This is a genomic window from Aquisalinus luteolus, from assembly GCF_009712425.2.
In the GTDB taxonomy this organism is placed as follows: domain Bacteria; phylum Pseudomonadota; class Alphaproteobacteria; order Caulobacterales; family Parvularculaceae; genus Aquisalinus; species Aquisalinus luteolus.
The window spans coordinates 320,023-337,061 of record NZ_VCJR02000002.1 but is presented as its reverse complement, the minus strand read 5'-3'; the positions used below and the strand labels follow the sequence as shown (position 1 = coordinate 337,061).

At 60.3% G+C, this 17,039-nt stretch carries 16 protein-coding genes; 7 read left to right on the top strand and 9 right to left on the bottom strand.

Annotated features, from left to right (window positions below):
- Nucleotides 1–16: 16 nt before the first annotated feature.
- The 6 genes from FF098_RS10155 to miaB form a co-directional block, all read right to left on the bottom strand.
- Nucleotides 17–451, bottom strand: a complete 435-nt coding sequence (locus FF098_RS10155; protein ID WP_155140127.1) for a helix-turn-helix domain-containing protein — start codon at nucleotides 449–451, stop codon at nucleotides 17–19.
- Nucleotides 452–543: 92 nt separating this feature from the next.
- Nucleotides 544–2,226 carry an apolipoprotein N-acyltransferase gene (gene lnt / locus FF098_RS10150; protein ID WP_155140125.1) on the bottom strand — a complete coding sequence of 561 codons (1,683 nt, stop codon included), beginning with the start codon at nucleotides 2,224–2,226 and terminating at the stop codon, nucleotides 544–546.
- Nucleotides 2,227–2,298: 72 nt separating this feature from the next.
- Nucleotides 2,299–3,270, bottom strand: a complete 972-nt coding sequence (locus FF098_RS10145) for a hemolysin family protein (protein WP_166426467.1) — start codon at nucleotides 3,268–3,270, stop codon at nucleotides 2,299–2,301.
- A 31-nt stretch (nucleotides 3,271–3,301) separates the two neighbouring features.
- Entirely contained in the window at nucleotides 3,302–3,796 is a 495-nt protein-coding gene (gene ybeY, locus FF098_RS10140; protein WP_155140121.1) for an rRNA maturation RNase YbeY, read from the bottom strand.
- Nucleotides 3,789–4,889, bottom strand: coding sequence for a PhoH family protein (locus FF098_RS10135; protein WP_155140119.1), 1,101 nt, complete (start codon nucleotides 4,887–4,889; stop codon nucleotides 3,789–3,791). The genes ybeY and FF098_RS10135 overlap by 8 nt, the downstream gene beginning before the upstream one ends.
- The gene (gene miaB / locus FF098_RS10130; RefSeq protein WP_155140117.1) at nucleotides 4,889–6,310 is read right to left on the bottom strand and encodes a tRNA (N6-isopentenyl adenosine(37)-C2)-methylthiotransferase MiaB; all 1,422 of its coding nucleotides are present in this window, start codon (nucleotides 6,308–6,310) and stop codon (nucleotides 4,889–4,891) included. The genes FF098_RS10135 and miaB overlap by 1 nt, the downstream gene beginning before the upstream one ends.
- A 210-nt stretch (nucleotides 6,311–6,520) precedes the next feature.
- On the opposite strand from miaB, the gene FF098_RS10125 reads away from it, so the two are divergent.
- From FF098_RS10125 to FF098_RS10110, 4 genes are all read left to right on the top strand, one after another.
- Entirely contained in the window at nucleotides 6,521–7,543 is a 1,023-nt protein-coding gene (locus FF098_RS10125; RefSeq protein WP_155140115.1) for a glycosyltransferase, read from the top strand.
- A complete protein-coding gene (locus FF098_RS10120) occupies nucleotides 7,518–7,814 on the top strand; it encodes a (2Fe-2S)-binding protein (RefSeq protein WP_205967465.1) in 297 nt (98 codons plus the stop codon). The genes FF098_RS10125 and FF098_RS10120 overlap by 26 nt, the downstream gene beginning before the upstream one ends.
- Before the next feature lie 39 nt (nucleotides 7,815–7,853).
- Nucleotides 7,854–8,345 carry a bacterioferritin gene (bfr, locus tag FF098_RS10115; protein ID WP_155140112.1) on the top strand — a complete coding sequence of 164 codons (492 nt, stop codon included), beginning with the start codon at nucleotides 7,854–7,856 and terminating at the stop codon, nucleotides 8,343–8,345.
- 264 nt (nucleotides 8,346–8,609) lie between these two features.
- Nucleotides 8,610–9,872, top strand: coding sequence for a mechanosensitive ion channel family protein (locus FF098_RS10110; protein ID WP_205967464.1), 1,263 nt, complete (start codon nucleotides 8,610–8,612; stop codon nucleotides 9,870–9,872).
- Between the two features lie 448 nt (nucleotides 9,873–10,320).
- Here FF098_RS10110 and FF098_RS10105 read toward each other — a convergent pair whose 3' ends face one another.
- The 3 genes from FF098_RS10105 to hrcA all read right to left on the bottom strand — a co-directional run bounded on the left by FF098_RS10105 (nucleotide 10,321) and on the right by hrcA (nucleotide 13,272).
- The gene (locus FF098_RS10105) at nucleotides 10,321–10,878 is read right to left on the bottom strand and encodes a DUF305 domain-containing protein (RefSeq protein WP_155140110.1); all 558 of its coding nucleotides are present in this window, start codon (nucleotides 10,876–10,878) and stop codon (nucleotides 10,321–10,323) included.
- 87 nt (nucleotides 10,879–10,965) lie between these two features.
- Nucleotides 10,966–12,093, bottom strand: a complete 1,128-nt coding sequence (locus tag FF098_RS10100) for a PAS domain-containing protein (protein WP_155140108.1) — start codon at nucleotides 12,091–12,093, stop codon at nucleotides 10,966–10,968.
- A 147-nt stretch (nucleotides 12,094–12,240) separates the two neighbouring features.
- Nucleotides 12,241–13,272, bottom strand: coding sequence for a heat-inducible transcriptional repressor HrcA (gene hrcA / locus FF098_RS10095; RefSeq protein ID WP_155140106.1), 1,032 nt, complete (start codon nucleotides 13,270–13,272; stop codon nucleotides 12,241–12,243).
- A 119-nt stretch (nucleotides 13,273–13,391) separates the two neighbouring features.
- Here hrcA and FF098_RS10090 point away from each other — a divergent pair, with 119 nt between their 5' ends.
- The 3 genes from FF098_RS10090 to FF098_RS10080 all read left to right on the top strand — a co-directional run bounded on the left by FF098_RS10090 (nucleotide 13,392) and on the right by FF098_RS10080 (nucleotide 17,035).
- Complete coding sequence (locus FF098_RS10090) at nucleotides 13,392–15,200, top strand: response regulator (protein ID WP_155140104.1); 1,809 nt, start codon at nucleotides 13,392–13,394, stop codon at nucleotides 15,198–15,200.
- Between the two features lie 112 nt (nucleotides 15,201–15,312).
- Entirely contained in the window at nucleotides 15,313–16,023 is a 711-nt protein-coding gene (rph, locus tag FF098_RS10085; protein WP_155140102.1) for a ribonuclease PH, read from the top strand.
- A 67-nt stretch (nucleotides 16,024–16,090) separates the two neighbouring features.
- Entirely contained in the window at nucleotides 16,091–17,035 is a 945-nt protein-coding gene (locus FF098_RS10080; RefSeq protein ID WP_155140100.1) for a 1-acyl-sn-glycerol-3-phosphate acyltransferase, read from the top strand.
- The last annotated feature ends 4 nt before the right edge of the window (nucleotides 17,036–17,039 follow it).

Genomic DNA, 17,039 nt, shown 5'->3' with positions numbered 1-17,039 from the left:
CCAAGGGAATGACTGATCAGTTTTCGCCTGCAGCAAGGGTTCGGACAAGATCGACGATCTTGCGTCGAACCTGCGGATCCTTGATTGAAGCGAAGGACTTGCAAAGCTGCACACCCTCAGGCGTGGAAAGCAGGTCCATGAACTCACTGCCCGAGGCCGCGGGAGCAGCGCTTTCTTCCCCCTCGGCAAAGCCGAGCCCCAACCCGGCCTCGTCACCGAAGTCGTCATAGAAGAACTGGACGGGCACACCGAGAATTTTGGATATATGGAACAGTCGGCTGGCACCGATACGGTTGACGCCCTTTTCGTATTTTTGGACTTGCTGGAATGTCAGGCCCAGCGCTTCACCCAGCTTGTCCTGGCTCATTCCGATCATCATGCGCCTCATCCTGACCCGGCTGCCAACGTGACAGTCGACTGGATGTGGTGATTTTCTGTTGGCATCGGCCATGATGCTGTCTTCCTATCGTAATGTTACTAACTGCCGCGAAACACTACGTGCGGCTCACTCACTTTAAATCATCTTAAGAGAAGCCTCGCCGATCAGGCGGATGGCTGTGAGCGGACGCCCACGTTATAAGATGTTATAACCCAAAGTGCAGTGATTGCTAGAAGAATAAAATACACAAAATCACTGGTATAATGATATATTGTGGGTGGAATAGCGCCCGGAAGCTGTGAATTAATCACACCCCGCTCGTATAACGGGAGTTTTTTGACAATTCTGCCATAGGGATCGATCATGGCCGATATGCCCGTATTGGCAGACCGTGCCATCGGCAGGCCAGATTCTATCGCCCTCAATCTGGAGATATCGAAATGCTGGCGGGGGCCATTACTGTCGCCATACCAGGCATCATTTGTGATCGTAACCAGAAAGTCCGGCCGGTCGCCTCGCGGATAAAGCCGCCCGGGAAAAATCGTCTCATAGCAGATGACCGGTGACATTCGCGCCAGACCAAGATCGATGGTTTCAGGCCCCGCCCCGGGTGTAAAAGGCTGGCCGATTGGCACGATATTGCCGACACCGGTCGCCTGCAGCAGCCCGGCCAATGGCACATACTCCCCGAATGGAGCCAGATGATGCTTGTCATAGGCCCGGCGCACAGACCAGGGCGTCTCGGATTCCATCTGGTCGATGGCAGGGGTCTCCTCCCCCGGCAGGGGCGAGCGCGACAGGATCAGCAGGCTGTTGAAATAGTCATAGAGATCAGGCCCCACCGCATCATAGCGTGTGCCGCCAGCCATCAGCACGGCATTGGCCGGCAGGCGGTCCTGCAGCACATCGAGGGCTGACGGGTCACGCTGGAAATAGGAATAGGCCGCGTTTTCCGGCCAGATGACGTAAAGCTGACCATCTTCTGGCGCTTGGGCCTCCACCCCGCCGGACAGGTTGAGATTGGCCCAGAAATTATCGACCCAGAGGTCGTAGTTTATCTTGTCGCGCTGGAGAATATTGGGCTGGACGATCTGCACCCTGATATTGTCGGCCATGCTGACATTGGCCCCGGCAAGGCGGATTGCCCCCGCAATGCAGATGACGAGGACCATACCAGCCGCCGCTGCCAGGGGCATGGGGCTGATCTTCGACGGCATCGCCTCGCGATCTGCGGGGACACAGGCGGCAGGCAATGCGGATGCAATCAGGATGATGAAACCGAGACCATAGGTGCCAATCCACGCTACCGGCTGGGACAAGACTGCGAGTCCTGCGAAGGCCTGACCCGTCAGGTTCCAGGGCAGACCGGTGAACAGGTGACCGCGAGCATACTCAGCGAGAGACCAGGCAATCGCCAGCACCAGCACGCGCGCCCAGCCGGCTTGCCAGAAACGCTTCGCAACCAGCAGCGTGAGGCCATAGAAAACCGAGATGAAGGCAGCGAGTCCGAAGACGCCGCCAAAGCCGAGCACGGACAGCATTATCAGATGCCCCGGCCCCTCGGCATGGACGATGAAGGAAAACGCCATCCAGTAGAGTGACAAGCAGAAATAGCCAAAGGCGAACCAACAGCCGGTCCAGAAGGCGACCTTGCCGGGCCGCTGGTGGCGCACGGCATTGTCCATCAGCCAAACGAGGCCGGAAAAGCCGGTGACGAGGAAAGGCAACACATAATAAGGCGCCATCGACGCGGCGGTCAGGAAGCCAAGTACGAACGCGACGCCATAACGCTGCCAGCCGGCCAGCGTCATGAACCAGTCATTGAGGGAAGTGAAACGGCGGATCATCAGGGTGATTTATTCCGCCAGAACGGTCCGGCCTGTCAAATGACAAAGACACCAGCCTTTTTTCAAAATAGGTCAGTAGACCTCGCCGCCTTCGCTGGTATCTGGCCCTTCCACCTCTTCCGGTGCCAGCTTGCGCAGGCGTACCTTGCGGATGCGGCGCGGATCGACGTCCAGTACCTCGAACTCGTAGCCGGCCGGGTGGCGGATGATCTCACCGCGCAGGGGCACGCGGCCCACGAGGGAGAAGACGATCCCGCCGACAGTGTCGACATCCTCGTCCTCGAGATCGAGCTTTACGCCCGCTTCCTCTTCCAGCTCATCGAGCGGCAGGCGGGTCGACAGCTCCCATACACCGTCGGAGACAGGGGTCATGTAGACCTCGTCTTCCTCGTCATGCTCATCGGCGATGTCGCCGACGATTTCCTCGATCAGGTCCTCGATGGTGACGAGACCATCCGTGCCGCCGAACTCGTCGATGACGAGCGCCATGTGGATGCGGCTCGCCTGCATGCGCAGGAGGAGATCCGTCACCGGCATGGATGGCGGCACATAGATCAGCTTGCGGGTCAGCGTATGCAGCACCGGCTCGTTCGCCGCCTGTGCCGCCTTTTCAGGGTCGGCGAGAATGCCGACGAGGTCGCGGATATGAACCATGCCGACGGGATCGTCGAGATCACCGCGATAGACCGGCAGGCGCGAATGGCCGGCTTCGGCAAAGGCATTGAGAAGATCGGAAAGCGACAGGTCGCGGTCGACGGCGACGATGTCGGCACGCGGGATCATCACGTCAGCGACTTCCTGGGAGTCGAAAGCGATGACCCGCTCGATCATGTCGCGGCGGTCCTGCGACAGGCCCGCCATGCCATTGCCATTGGCAAGGGCCTGGGCCAGCGCATCCTGTCTTTCGGGTTGTCCCAGCAGACCCCTGAGGCGCTGGAACAGCGCCGGTCTTTCCTCGGGTCTGTCTTCGGTCTTGTCGGCGATATTCAGATCACCGGACGCGCTGCCCTGTCGGGGTTCCGCGCTATCGGCCCCATCGGCCATCTCGTCGTCTCCTGAAATTGGCTCTTTGCCCTCATTCGGCATAAGGATCATCTATCCCCATGTCGGCTAACAAATCCGTTTCCATCTTTTCCATGACCAGGGCTTCTTCCTCGTCCTCGTGATCATAACCGAAAAGATGCAACACTCCGTGGAAAATGAGGTGGGCCGCGTGATCTTTCAAGGCCACCTTCTTCTCTTCGGCTTCACGATAACACGTCTCCCAGGCAAGCGCGATATCGCCGATATGGATCGGGCCCTCATTATCCATGACGTCTTCGTCAGACGGGAAAGACAGGACGTTTGTCGGCTTGTCCTTTCCCCGGAAGTCCCTGTTCAGGCGCTGCACAGCCTCGTCATTGGTGAACAGCAGCGCAACCGTGCCCTTGCAGAATGTCTCCGGGTCATGGGCCATGACCGTCTTGAAACACGCATCGACCACTGGTTCGATATCGCCCCAGTCGTCATGCTCGATGATCACGTCATGAACCAGATGAACCGGTTCTGCGGGCGGCGTCGCGTCAGGCATCGCTGTCTGCCTCGCTGGAGGAACCCGCTTCCGGGGCAGCTTTCGACTTACCCTTCGCGTCTTCTGCCTTGCCTTTTTCATAGGCTTTGCGCCGTGCACTATCGCGCTTGTCATAGGCGTTGACGATGCGCGCGACGAGTTCGTGGCGCACGACATCTTTGGCGGTAAACTTAGCGATGGAGACGCCCTTCACGCCTGACAGAAGCCCGATGGCATCGGCAAGGCCGGAGCGTTCGGAAGGCGGCAGGTCGGTCTGGCTCGGGTCGCCGGTGATGACCATGCGAGAGCCCTCACCGAGGCGGGTCAGGAACATCTTCATTTGCGCGACGGACGCGTTCTGCGCCTCGTCCAGGATCACCGCCGCGCGCGACAGGGTGCGACCGCGCATGAAGCCGAGCGGTGCGATCTCGATATCACCGGTCGCCATGCGCCTGTCGACGAAATCCGTATGCAGCACATCGTAAAGCGCATCATAAAGCGGGCGCAGGTAGGGGTCGACCTTCTCCTTCATGTCGCCGGGCAGGAAGCCGATGCGCTCGCCCGCTTCCAGCGCCGGGCGCGACAGGATGATGCGCTCGACATCGCCTTTTAGTAAGAGGTGCGCCGCCCAGGCAACGGCGAGATAGGTCTTGCCCGTACCCGCCGGGCCGACGCCGAAGACCAGTTCCTGCTCACGCAGCGCCTGCAGGTAGGCGCGCTGGGCCTGAGAGCGCGGCGCGATCGTGCGTTTCTGCAGCGACAGGGTGAAATCGGTCGGGACTTTTTCGACCACCGGATCGACGCTGGGGTTCGCCAGCCGCAGTGCCGCATCGACATCACCGGCAGAGATGGCAAAGCCTTCCTGCAGACGGCGATAGAGGCTCTCCAGTGCCGAATTGGCCCGGGCGCGGGCATCCTCGCCGCCGGTCAACACCAGGCGATTGCCCCGTGCATCGATCCGTAGACGGAGGGTCTTTTCGATCATCAGGAGGTGGGAATCATGCGGCCCGCACAGATCCTTGAACAATTGCACATTGTCGAAGGTCAGCACGTCACTGCCGCTATCGGCGATCTCGGCCCTTTTGACCGGCGCCTTGCCGGGTTTGCGTGCCATCAGGAGACCTTTTCTTCTGCGCCTTGCGCAGAATGTACCGGGAGAGAGCCCGTGAGCGAGTTCGCCTTGATGCCGGTGATGTCGAGCTCGACGATCCGCCCGACCAGATGGTCCGGCGCGAGGACGTGTACGGATTGCAGGTATGGCGAGCGGCCGACAAGCTGGCCTTCATTCCGGCCCTTCTTCTCCAGCAGCACGGCCAAGCGACGGCCGATCTGGGCGCGATTGAAATCGTTCTTCTGATCTTCCAGCAGGCGCTGCAGGCGGGCCAGCCGCTCTGTCTTCACGTCTTCAGCAACCTGTTTCGCCATGCCGGCCCCGGGCGTTCCCGGGCGGCGGGAATATTTGAAGGAGAAGGCCGAGCCGTATTTGACTTCCTCGACCAGGTCGAGGGTCGCCTGAAACTCTTTCTCGCCTTCGCCGGGAAAGCCGACGATGAAATCACCCGACAGGGCAATGTCAGGCCGGGCCTTCCGTATACGCTCGATCAGGCGGATATAATGCTCGCCCGTGTGGCCGCGGTTCATCGCCTTCAGTACCTTGTCCGCACCGGCCTGAACCGGCAGGTGCAGATAGGGCATCAGCTTTTCTTCCTCGCCCAGCGCGGCGATCAGACCATCATCCATGTCGCGCGGATGGGAGGTGGTGAAGCGAATACGCTCGATCCCGTCGATTTTTGCCAGATGGCGGCACAGCTCGCCAAGGCCCCATGTGCCCTTGCCCATGTGATCGTCACCGACGGGCGGTGCCGAGTGCCAGGCATTGACGTTCTGGCCCAGCAGCGTGACCTCGCGCAGGCCCTGAGCGGCGAGCGCACGCACTTCTGACGTGATCGCATCGACATTGCGGGACACTTCCGCGCCGCGCGTATACGGAACAACGCAGAAGGTGCAGAACTTGTCGCAGCCCTCCTGGATGGTGACGAAGGCGGAATAGCCGTCCGCCTTGCGGCCCACGGCCAGCGTGTCGAACTTGTCCTCGACCTCGAAGCCGGTCTCCAGCACCTCGCCCTTGTCGCGGGCAGCGCGGGCGATCATCTCCGGCAGCTTGTGATAGGCCTGCGGCCCGAAGACGAGATCGACCTGCGGCGCGCGGGCGGTGATCTCCCCGCCCTCTGCCTGGGCGACACAGCCGGCAACGGCGATCTTCATCTCACGGCCCTGGTCCTCCACCGCCTGCTTGTGCGCCTTCAGGCGGCCAAGTTCGGAATAGACCTTCTCTGCGGCCTTCTCGCGAATATGGCAGGTGTTGAGGATGACGAGGTCGGCATCGTCCGGCACATCGACAGCCTTGTAGCCAAGCGGCTGCAACAGCCCGGCCATGCGCTCTGAATCATAGACATTCATCTGGCAGCCCCAGGTCTTGATATAGACCTTGCGGGCGCCCTGCGGCGTCTCGTCGATGGTTTTTGTCTCTGTCATCCAGTCCCGATAATAGCAGTCAAATGAGCGCGGTTCTATGAGGCAGACGCACCGTAAATGCAAGGTTTTTCGGGCCAGGGGTTCCTGTCCGCACCGGTCAGGCGAAGCAAATTCTGCTTGTGGCCCCCTCCCAAAGGAGCGCGTTAACCGAATTCTCGCGATTTGCGGCGACCTTGTCGCAAAAACCATTTTGAACACCGGACAGCGCCTGTGACCACCCCAACTACGCCTTATCTGTGCGAGATCCGCATCCCGACCTTCAAAAGGCCGGACATGCTTGAGCGCGCCATCGGCCAGCTCGCCGACCAGACGGTTGTCAAGGACGGCATGTCACTGCATGTCGTCATCTTCGACGACTCCCCGGCGCAGGAAGGCCGCATGATCTTCCGCAAGCTCGAGGAGAGCCATCCCGGCCTGACCCTGTCCTATCGCCCGAACCGCGAAAATCTCGGCATTTCCCGCAATCTTGGCCAGTGTTTCCGCACGGAGGCCTATGAGCCGTCGGAATACGTGTTTTGCCTCGAGGACGACAATTCCGTCTTCCCCGGCTTCATTGCCGCCAATATCAAGCTGCTGGAGGATACCGGCACGGCGATCCTGATCCGCAACCAGTATATCGAGACGACGGATGACGAGATCGACCACACCCGCACGACCATGCCCGATGCGTGGGTGGACGGCGTGCTGGAACCGGTCGACCTGCTGACCTGCCTGTTCACCAATCTCGGCATTTCCAACGGCGCGCTGTTCTGGCGCAGCGATGCACAATCGGAACTGATGATCGGCGAGGATTGCTCAGACCCGGTGCTGATCGAATATCTCCGCCCCTTCGCGATCCGCGAGCCGGTCGCCTTCGCCAACACGCCGCTCGGTGCCTGGCGGGACAACGAAAAGGAAAGCTTCCGCATCATCGCCAACCGGATGCAGGACCGGCTGACCAATTATCGCGGCCTGAAGGCCATCAGCGCCCTGCGCCGCGAAGCCCTCGCCGTGATGGCGGACAATGATCGCGCCGCGCTGTTCGAGCGCTCGGCGGAGACCCGCTGGGGCACGATCGACCGCGCCTATGCCCATGCGCTGATCGCCGCCCGCCCGAGGGTGACCGGCATGACGACCCTCGCCCGCCACTGGGCCAAGGGCCTCGCCTGCCATGCCCTGCCAGCGGCAGAGATCGGCCAGCGCTCCGCCGGTATAGTGCGCGCCCAACTTGCGTGGCTTCAAAACCAGCACTGATCGGTTTTCCCGGTATCGCTCATCTTTTACTATTGACAATCATTCGCATTTGCATCATCTGGAAAGCATGATCGTTTGTGTTTGCCGCCGCCTCAATTCCGCGAAAGTGTCCGCCGCCATCTCCGGCGGGGCGCGCACGCCCGCCTGTGTGCTTGCTCATCACGGCGAAAGGTTTAATTGTGGACGCTGCCGGGAAACGATTGCCGACATGATCGGCGACAACCGCCCCGCCACAGAAACAGAACAACCGGTCCTCGCCGCCGCGGAATGATCCTGCGGCCGAGCGGCCCGACAGGAAAGAGGCTTTCCCATGAAAGGCGACGCCAAGGTCATCGAGTTCCTCAACAAGGCGCTCAAGAACGAACTGACCGCCATCAACCAGTATTTCCTCCACTCGCGCATGCTCAATGACTGGGGCGTCAGCGAGCTTGGCAAGAAGGAATATGAAGAATCTATCGAGGAAATGAATCACGCCGACTGGCTGATCGAGCGCATCCTGTTTCTCGAGGGCCTGCCCAATTTGCAGGACCTCGGCAAGCTGATGATCGGCGAGGACGTGAAGGAAATCCTCGAATGCGACCTGAAAATGGAGGAAAAGGCGATCCCGCTGCTGCGTGATGCCATGGAGCATGCCGAGACCGCCCGCGACTATGTCAGCCGCGACCTGTTCGGGAAGATCCTCCACAATGAGGAAGAACATGTCGACTGGCTGGAAACCCAGCTCGGCCTGATCGACCGCATCGGCATCGAGAACTACATCAAGCTGCAGTCGAAACCGAACGCGTCCAGCGCGGGGGCGTGACCGACTGCCCCGGCAAGCCGCCACTGGCTTCCCGACGTCTGGATATTCCCTGATTTTGTCAGACAAGGCCTGTAAGGCATAAAGTGCCTTACAGGCCTTGGTCGATTATCATTTCAGTGGACTGAGCAAGTCAAGGCCGCCCCTCCGGGGCGCCGCGCAGCGGTTACAGCCTTGACTGGCTCAGACCGCTGAAATACTCCCCGAGTCTTGTTCTTTCAGGCAGCATCGCCCTAAGTTGAGCGCAGCTATCCAAGGGGCAGGACCATGCTGGAAAACATCTCCGAGATCATGCGGCAGCTTGGCATGCCGGGCGCGCAGAACATCTATGTCGTCGCCGGCCTCGCGCTCGCCGCCATCGCCATCCTTGCGTTCCTGGCCAATTTCATCACCAGGCTGATCATCCACCGCATCGTCAAGACCGTGATCAAGGGCACGGCAACCACGCGCGATGATATCCTGCTGCGCCACCGCGTGTTCGAGCGGCTGTCCCAGCTTGCCCCGGCGCTGATCATCTACTGGCTGGCACCGCAGGCGCTGGCCGGCTTCCCGCAGGCTGCCGCCCTCATTGTCACGCTCAGCTTCATCTACATGGTCGTCATCGGCGTCCTGTTCCTTGACGGGCTGTTAAACGCAGGCCTTGAAATCTACCGCACCTTCCCGATGTCGCGGCAGATGCCGATCCGCTCCTTCGTGCAGGTCGGCAAGCTCCTGATCTATCTCGGCGGCTTCATTTCCGTCCTGTCGCTGCTGCTCGGCGAGAGCCCTGTGACCTTCCTTGCCGGTCTCGGTGCGCTCGCCGCTGTCTTCATGTTCGTGTTCAAGGACCCGATCCTCGGCTTCGTCGCCGGCATCCAGCTGTCGTCGAACCGCATGGTCGCCATAGGCGACTGGATCACCATGAAGAAATACGATCTCGACGGCGACGTGGAGGAGATCGCGCTGACCACGGTCAAGGTGCGCAATTTCGACAAGACGATCACCACCGTGCCGACGCAGGCGCTGATCAATGAAAGCTTCCGCAACTGGCGCGGCATGCAGGAGACAGGCGGGCGGCGCATCAAGCGATCGATCCATGTCGACCTGTCGACCATCCGTTTCCTGAGCGATGACGACATTGCCCGCCTGTCCAGGGTGCAACAGCTCAAACCCTATATCGAGGAAAAGACCCGCGAGCTTGCCACCCATAACGACAAGCACGGCATCGACCCGGCGAGCCTGATCAACGGCCGGCGCATGACCAATGTCGGCACCTTCCGCGCGTGGCTGGAATTCTATCTGAAGAACCACCCGATGATCTCGAAGGACCTGACCTTCCTCGTGCGCCAGCTGGAGCCGGTCGCGACCGGCCTGCCGATCGAGATCTATGTATTCACCACGACGACGATTTGGACCGAGTACGAATCAATCCAGGCCGACATCTTCGACCACATCCTCGCCGCCGCCCGCGAATTCGACCTGCGCATCTACCAGCAACCGTCAGGCGCTGATATTGCGGGGTTGAAAATAAGCCCCCAAGTGGGGGCTTAAATCACAACAAGTCTAGCTGAGCCGGAGGTTCTTTTGGAAAGGTATGTCCATTGAGCACCTCGCTAATCCTACCTTGGTTTATCCCAAAGTGAGCGGCGATATCATGCTGTGTCATATCTGTTTGGGCGTATAGCGCTTTGATTTGCCTAGCCATCTCTTTGGTGACCGGCGGGGACTTTCGCTTTTGTGGAAAAGACTCCATGTCTTGGCTCCATATTGACGTCCTTTCCGCCTTGTCAGCCAAAATGATATACCATAATGGTATATCAACCTTGCGGGGTTGTTTTGACCTAGCTTGCTGACGGTCAGGACAATGACTGATACAAGCTAGACAAAATTTCCACGGAAGCCGCGACAACGGCTCCGTGGTTTTTGCCTTGCCAAGCATGAATCGTGGATTCTCCCTGCGCCTCAATCACTAGTTTTCCCCACTAGTATTTTAGCCCCTTCACCCCACATCCGCTCCAGCCGGTTCCACCGGGTTCAGTTCACCCTCATAGTCCGGCACCGGGCGCTCCTCAGCTGCGGCATCTGTCGTTGCCGGGCCGTTCTCGGCGATGTCGTCGATCAGCCATTCCATTTCCTTGATCTCGCGGCGCTGGGCTTCGATGATCCCGTCGGCCAGTTCACGCACGCGCACATCGTCGATATTGGCCCGCTCGCTGGTCATGATCGCGATGGAATGGTGCGGGATCATCGCGCTCATATAAGAGCGGTCTTCGACAATCACCTGGCTGCGCACGAGATAAAGCGCCGCGACCAGCACCACCACGCTCCCGCCGAATATGCCGAGATTGATCTTTTTATCTGCATACATGCCGAGCATGAAGGACAGCATGACGATCGCCATCGCCGCGCCCATGACGAACGTCATGTAAAACCGCGTCTCGCTCCAGCGTACATGCTCCAGCGCGTAAGTGTTGAAATACATGAGGGCGAACATGACGACCATCGACGTGCCGATCATCGCCGCAAACCGCCAATAGTTTGACTTTCCGTCTTGCATCGCTGATCTCCTGATAGCTGTTTCACAAAGGGAAACGGTCAGGAGAGCCGGCCGGTTCCGCCAGGTCGGGATTCGCAGCGGAGAGACCTAGAGCTTTTTCAACTCGGTCTCGTTCAGGTCGATAGAGATTCTTGTACCGCTATCGCCGCTCTTCACATCGATATCGGCTTCTAGCATTTGCGTCAGCCCCCGTACGATACTGCCGCCGAGACCGGAGCTGTTCTCGCCGCTCGTGGTGTCAAGCTCACCTTCTTCATCCTCCGTACGCCCACGCTGCTCGGGTATCGATGCGGATTCCTCCGGCCAGTTGCTACCCTCGGGCAGGCCGGTACCGTCATCCTCAACGACCAGCCGCACGACATCATCATCAATCCGGCAAAACTGCACCTCTACCAGTCCCTTGTCGCGTCCCTTGAAAGCGTGTTCGAACGTATTGGCCAGAAGCTCCGTCAACAGAAGGCCGAGACGGCCGGAAACATCCACGGGAAGCTTCACCGCATCGCAGTCAAGTTTCATCCGTATATCCGGCCGTCCGCTGATGCTGCCGATCACGTTTGCGACGCGGCTGAGATAGGCGCCGGCATTGACCTGGTCCCCGTCATCATCGTCATTTGCCGAAAGCATCGATTCATAAAGCATCGCGAGCGCCTCGACCCGGTGAGCAAGGGCCTCGAAGGACTCCTTCGTCAGCTCCCGGCGCGACTGCAACCGGATCAGGCTGACGATCATCGACAGGTGATTCTTCACCCGGTGCTGCAGTTCCTTCAGCATTATGCCGGGTGGCGTCTCATGATCGGGCCGCTCCGATTCACCGCCGGTTCCCCCTTCACAGTCATCGACCGCTCGCTGGACAGCAAAAAAGGCGGTCAGCTTCCCGTGCTCATCCTCGACCGGCGTAATCAGCAGGTGGTTGCAGAATTCGCTGCCATCGGCCTTGTGATTGATCAGCCTGATCTCGATTTCCTCGCCGGCTTCCACCGCCTCACGGATACGCCGAACATCATCCTTATGCGTGGCATTGCCCTGCAGAAACCGGCAATTCCGACCAATCGCGAACTCCCGCGTATACTGGGTGATGCTGACAAACCCTCTGTTCACATAGACAATGGGATTGTCATCGAGCGTTGGATTGGTAATGACGATACCGATCTGCGCATCCTGCATGGCAGATTGTATCTTCTGCGGCGTCGCTTCGAACGCTATATTTTTATCCATTTTAAAATTTCCCGTACACGGTCGATCTGACCGCACTCTCCCGATGCACAGCTATAGTACGCATTCTTCAGGTGATTGCCATAAAGCATGACAAGAAGTGGCAAAAAAGACCGTCGGGATTGCGCCGATGTTATCGGGAGTTACACCTCAGCGGATCAGCCGCGTCACCAGCTCTGCGGTATAATCGACCATCGGGATGATGCGCGAGTAATTCAGCCGTGTGGGGCCGATGACGCCAAGCACGCCGACGATCTTCTGGTCCCTGTCCCGGTATGGGGCGACGATGACCGACGAGCCGGAGAGTGAGAATAACCGGTTTTCCGAGCCGATGAAGATGCGCACGCCCTCGCCTTCCTGCGCGGCCCTGACCAGCTCGATCACATCCTGCTGGCGCTCGAGGTCCTCGAACAGCATCCGTACACGGTCTATATCGTCGAGCGTTTCGGCGGCAAGCAGGTTCGCCTGCCCGCGCACGATCAGGTTCAGCCCATCGCCACCGCCCATTTCGGCGACGCCCTGGCGGACAAGGTCTGACGTCAGCTCGTCGAGGGCTGCGCGCTTGGCCTCGACCTCTTCCAGCACCATGCGACGGGCCTCGGCGAGCGAGCGCCCCTGCAGACGGCGGTTGAGGTAATTGCCCGCCTGTTCCAGCGCCGAAGGCGGCAGGCCGGCGGGCAGGTTGATGACGCGGTTCTCGACATCGCCATTATCGTGCACCAGCACGACCAGCGCCTTGTCGGGCGCTGTCTTGACGAATTCGATATGCTTCAGCGCGCTGTCGCTCTTGCCGGTCAGCACGAGGCCCGCCGTGCGCGTCAGGCCGGAGAGCCGCCCGGCGAGCTGGCCCAGCACCTCATCGGCGCGGGCGCCCGGCCCTGCCTGCTGCTCCAGCGCGCTCCTCTCCTCCGCCGTCAAATCGCCAATCTCCATCAGCCCGTCCACGAACATCCTGAGGCCCTGCTCGGTGGGCAGGCGCCCGGCGGAGATATGCGGCGCATGCAGCAGCCCCATATCGGTCAGGTCGGCCATGGTATTGCGGATGGTCGCGGCGGAAACCTGCAACCCGCCTTTCTGGGACAGGGTGCGCGAGCCGACCGGCTCGCCGCTTTCAAGATAGGATTCCACGATCTGGCGGAAGATTTCGCGGGTTCGGCTGTCGAGGGTGGTCAGAACGCTCATATCCTTGAAAATATTCACTTTGCGCCGCGACGCCAAGGCATATCGGCGCATTTTTCGCGCCTCATAATTCTGGGGGCGTGCAAACCAGTTTTTAAGCTAATCAGCTGTAGGTTGCGGCCATGAGAGCCGAAGAAAAGAACATTCTCTACAGGGCAAACCTTACCAGCGCGCCGATCTGGCTGATCGCCATGACGCTGGAATATTTCATTTTCGACCTTGCCGGGCATTCGCCGTGGTGGACCGCGTGGCTGGCCGCTTGCTATGGCGGCGTTGCCCTGCGCATGGGCATGTCCTGGCTGGGACTGAAGAAGAAAACCACGCTTGTCCACAGTTTGATGATCGGTTCGCTCGTCCTGTGCGGCAGCCTGTTTGCCCTGCCGGTGCTGTTCGTCCATCCGCTGTCCGACCCGCACATGATGTTCCTGATCGCGCTCGTCCTGTCGATCGCAACGTCCGGTGCCCACACGCTGGCGCTATCGCGCATCGGGCTCCTGTTCTGGGTCGTACCCTCCTTCGGTTCCTTCATCTTCCGCATGGCGACGATGCCGGTCGAGCTTTATCCCGCCTATACGATGGATCTGCGTGTTGCGATGATCATCGGCTGTGTGCTTTATGGCTCGCTTCTCATCCTGCTCGGCCTCGGCAGCGCCCGGCGCATCCGCCATACACAGGATCTGCAGGAATCGCTTAAACAGGCGAACCGCGAGAACCGCCGCCGCGCCCGCGAGGCAGAGGCTGCGACCAGCGCCAAGTCAGACTTCCTCGCCATGATGAGCCACGAGATCCGCACACCGCTCAATGGCGTGCTGGGCATGGCACAAGCGCTGAGCCAGGAGAATCTGGGCGAGCGCCAGCGCGACCAGGTCGAGACGATCATCGAGTCTGGCAAGTCGCTGATGGGCATCCTCAACGATGTGCTCGACATCTCCAAGATCGAAGCCGGCAAGATGGAAATCGACCGCGCCCATGGCGACCTGCACCAGACGCTCGGCTCGGTCCACAGCCTGTTCCAGCCGATTGCCCATGACCGCAAGATCGGCCTGACCCTGACGCTGGAAGACACGCTGCCGCAACATGCCCGTTTCGACCCTGTGCGTGTGCGCCAGTGCCTGACGAATTTGATGTCCAACGCGGTGAAGTTCACCCGAGAGGGCGAGGTCGCGATCACCGCGTGGGCCGAACCGGCAACGCCTGGCCTGCGCCTCGGCGAAGGCGCGGAAGCCATCGTGAAGGTTCAGGTGCGCGACACCGGCATCGGTATGGACGAAGAAGCAATGGAACGACTGTTCAAGACCTTCAGCCAGGCCGATGGCTCCACCACCCGCAATTTCGGCGGCACCGGCCTCGGCCTTGCCATCTCGCGGCGCCTGTCGCGCATGATGGGCGGCGACATCATCGCTGAAAGCAAGCCGGGCGAGGGGTCCATCTTTACACTGACCTTCACCGCAACCATTGAAGCGGCCGCCAACGACGCCGAGGATATGCAGGCGGAAACCGAAACGTCTGGCGGGGAGGCCCTGCGCGTTCTTGTCGTCGACGATATCGCCGTCAACCGGCAGGTCGTGCGCGTCTTCCTCGAACCCGCCGGCTATAGAGTGACGGAAGCAGCCGACGGCGCGGCGGCACTGGAATGCCTTGAGGGCGACAGCTTCGATGTCGTGCTGCTCGACATCCACATGCCGGTCATGGATGGCTATGAAACCATCGCCCGCATCCGCGCCAGTGACGCGTCATGGGCGACTATCCCCGTCATCGCCCTGACCGCCGATGCCATGGCCGGCGACCGGGAGAAATTGCTGGCCCGCGGCATGGATGCTTATGTCAGCAAGCCCATCGACCGGCGCGACCTGCTGCGCCAGCTCTCGGTCATGGAACGCAAATCCGGCCAGCAGAATCCCTCGCGACAGAAATTGACCGGTACTGCCTGACCCTCCCGGCATTGCCAGGGGCCTTTTCCGATCTCTCCCCCCTCGACATTACCGGGCTGGACGTCTACTTCCTGAACGCAACTGAAAATCATGTTCAACAGGGAGTCCTACCATGCGTCCATCCGGCCGGTCCTTCAACGAAATGCGCGAGGTCACCCTTGAGCCCGGCTATGCCAAGCACGCCGAGGGCTCCTGCCTCGTCAAGTTCGGCGACACGCATGTTCTGTGCACGGCGACATGGGATGAGTCGACACCGCCATGGATGCGCGGCGAGGGCAAGGGCTGGGTGACCGCCGAATATGGCATGCTGCCGCGCTCGACCCATTCGCGCATGAAGCGGGAGGCCAAGAATATCTCCCAGTCCGGCCGCACCCAGGAAATCCAGCGCCTGATCGGCCGGTCCTTGCGCGCTGTCGTCGACATGAAAAAGCTGGGCGAGCGCCAGATCCTCGTCGATTGCGACGTCATCCAGGCCGATGGCGGCACCCGCACCGCGTCGATCACCGGCGCCTATGTGGCGCTGAAACAGTGCCTCGACTGGGGCGTTGCGCAGGGGATCATCAAGGAAAGCCCGCTGACGGATTCCGTCGCCGCCATTTCCTGCGGCCTCGTCAATGGCGCGCCGGTCACCGACCTCGACTATGCCGAGGATTCCACCTGCCAGGCGGATGCGAACTTCGTGCTGACGGGCAAGGGCGGCATCGTCGAGATCCAGGGCACGGCAGAGGGCGACCCCTTCTCCGAGGAGCAGTTCACCGCGCTGCTGACGCTGGCCAAAAACGCCTGCATAGAGCTGAAGGCCAAGCAGGATGCGGCGCTGTAGGCACCCCTATCATACCACCGGCAACCTGCGTTATCGTGGCCAATCAACAAGCCAGCAGGGATAGCCGGTGCCGGAAAAACCAGAGGAAACACCTCCAGTCGTAAAGACGCCGCGCGAGCATCGCCGCGATGCGCGTCTGGAGAAATATCAGCGCAAGCACACTCATATCGTCGATGTGCTGATCCGCGAGCGGGCGGAGAAACTGTCGCGCTCCAAGCTGTGGCCGCTTTATCGCCTGTGCCTTAACCAGCTGCTGGACTATCCCAAGGCTGTAAGGATGGTGAACGAGGCGGGCGAGTATCGCGCCCGCGACGCCTTTGACTATGTCAGCGAAAAGCTCGACCTGAAGCTCGACATCACCGGGCTGGAAAATGTGCCAACCGAGGGCACGTTCATGATGGCGCTGAACCACCCGACCGGCATTGCCGACGGCATCGCCGTCTATGACGCCTTGAAAGGCATCAGGCCGGATGTCGCCTTCTTCGCCAATGCCGACGCGATCCGCCTCAACCAGAACCTGACCGAAATGCTGATCCCCGTCGAATGGGTGGAGAAGAAGAAGACCCGCGCAAAGTCGCGCGAGACGCTGAAGGCGACGACCGAGGCATTCAAGGCCGAGCGCGCCATCGTCATCTTCCCGTCAGGCCGCCTCGCCTATATGGACGAGAACAAGAAGCTGCAGGAACAGCCCTGGATGAGCACCGTCTCGGCCCTGCCGAAAAAATATCAGTGCCCGGTCATTCCGGCGCATCTGACCTCGCGCAACTCATGGCTCTATTACTGGTTCTGGCAGGTAAACACCGAGCTGCGCGACATGACCCTGTTCCATGAGCTCCTGAACAAGAAGGGCCAGACCTATCGCATGGTCATCGGCGAGCCGATCATGCCGGACCAACTGCCGGAAAATAATGACGAGGCAGCGGCACTGCTTCGTACTTATGTCAGTGGCCCGCTGGTAGACGGGGTGAGCTGGGAGACGTTCCGCAAGCAAAACGGCCCAATCCTATCCTGATACC

Excerpts from the sequence above, each read along its gene's own strand:
- FF098_RS10155 (WP_155140127.1), bottom strand. The coding sequence starts at position 451 with ATGGCCGATGCCAACAGAAAATCACCACATCCAGTCGACTGTCACGTT.
- lnt (WP_155140125.1), bottom strand. The coding sequence starts at position 2,226 with ATGATCCGCCGTTTCACTTCCCTCAATGACTGGTTCATGACGCTGGCC.
- FF098_RS10145 (WP_166426467.1), bottom strand. The coding sequence starts at position 3,270 with ATGGCCGATGGGGCCGATAGCGCGGAACCCCGACAGGGCAGCGCGTCC.
- ybeY (WP_155140121.1), bottom strand. The coding sequence starts at position 3,796 with ATGCCTGACGCGACGCCGCCCGCAGAACCGGTTCATCTGGTTCATGAC.
- FF098_RS10135 (WP_155140119.1), bottom strand. The coding sequence starts at position 4,889 with ATGGCACGCAAACCCGGCAAGGCGCCGGTCAAAAGGGCCGAGATCGCC.
- miaB (WP_155140117.1), bottom strand. The coding sequence starts at position 6,310 with ATGACAGAGACAAAAACCATCGACGAGACGCCGCAGGGCGCCCGCAAG.
- bfr (WP_155140112.1), top strand. The coding sequence starts at position 7,854 with ATGAAAGGCGACGCCAAGGTCATCGAGTTCCTCAACAAGGCGCTCAAG.
- FF098_RS10110 (WP_205967464.1), top strand. The coding sequence starts at position 8,610 with ATGCTGGAAAACATCTCCGAGATCATGCGGCAGCTTGGCATGCCGGGC.
- FF098_RS10105 (WP_155140110.1), bottom strand. The coding sequence starts at position 10,878 with ATGCAAGACGGAAAGTCAAACTATTGGCGGTTTGCGGCGATGATCGGC.
- FF098_RS10100 (WP_155140108.1), bottom strand. The coding sequence starts at position 12,093 with ATGGATAAAAATATAGCGTTCGAAGCGACGCCGCAGAAGATACAATCT.
- hrcA (WP_155140106.1), bottom strand. The coding sequence starts at position 13,272 with ATGAGCGTTCTGACCACCCTCGACAGCCGAACCCGCGAAATCTTCCGC.
- FF098_RS10090 (WP_155140104.1), top strand. The coding sequence starts at position 13,392 with ATGAGAGCCGAAGAAAAGAACATTCTCTACAGGGCAAACCTTACCAGC.
- rph (WP_155140102.1), top strand. The coding sequence starts at position 15,313 with ATGCGTCCATCCGGCCGGTCCTTCAACGAAATGCGCGAGGTCACCCTT.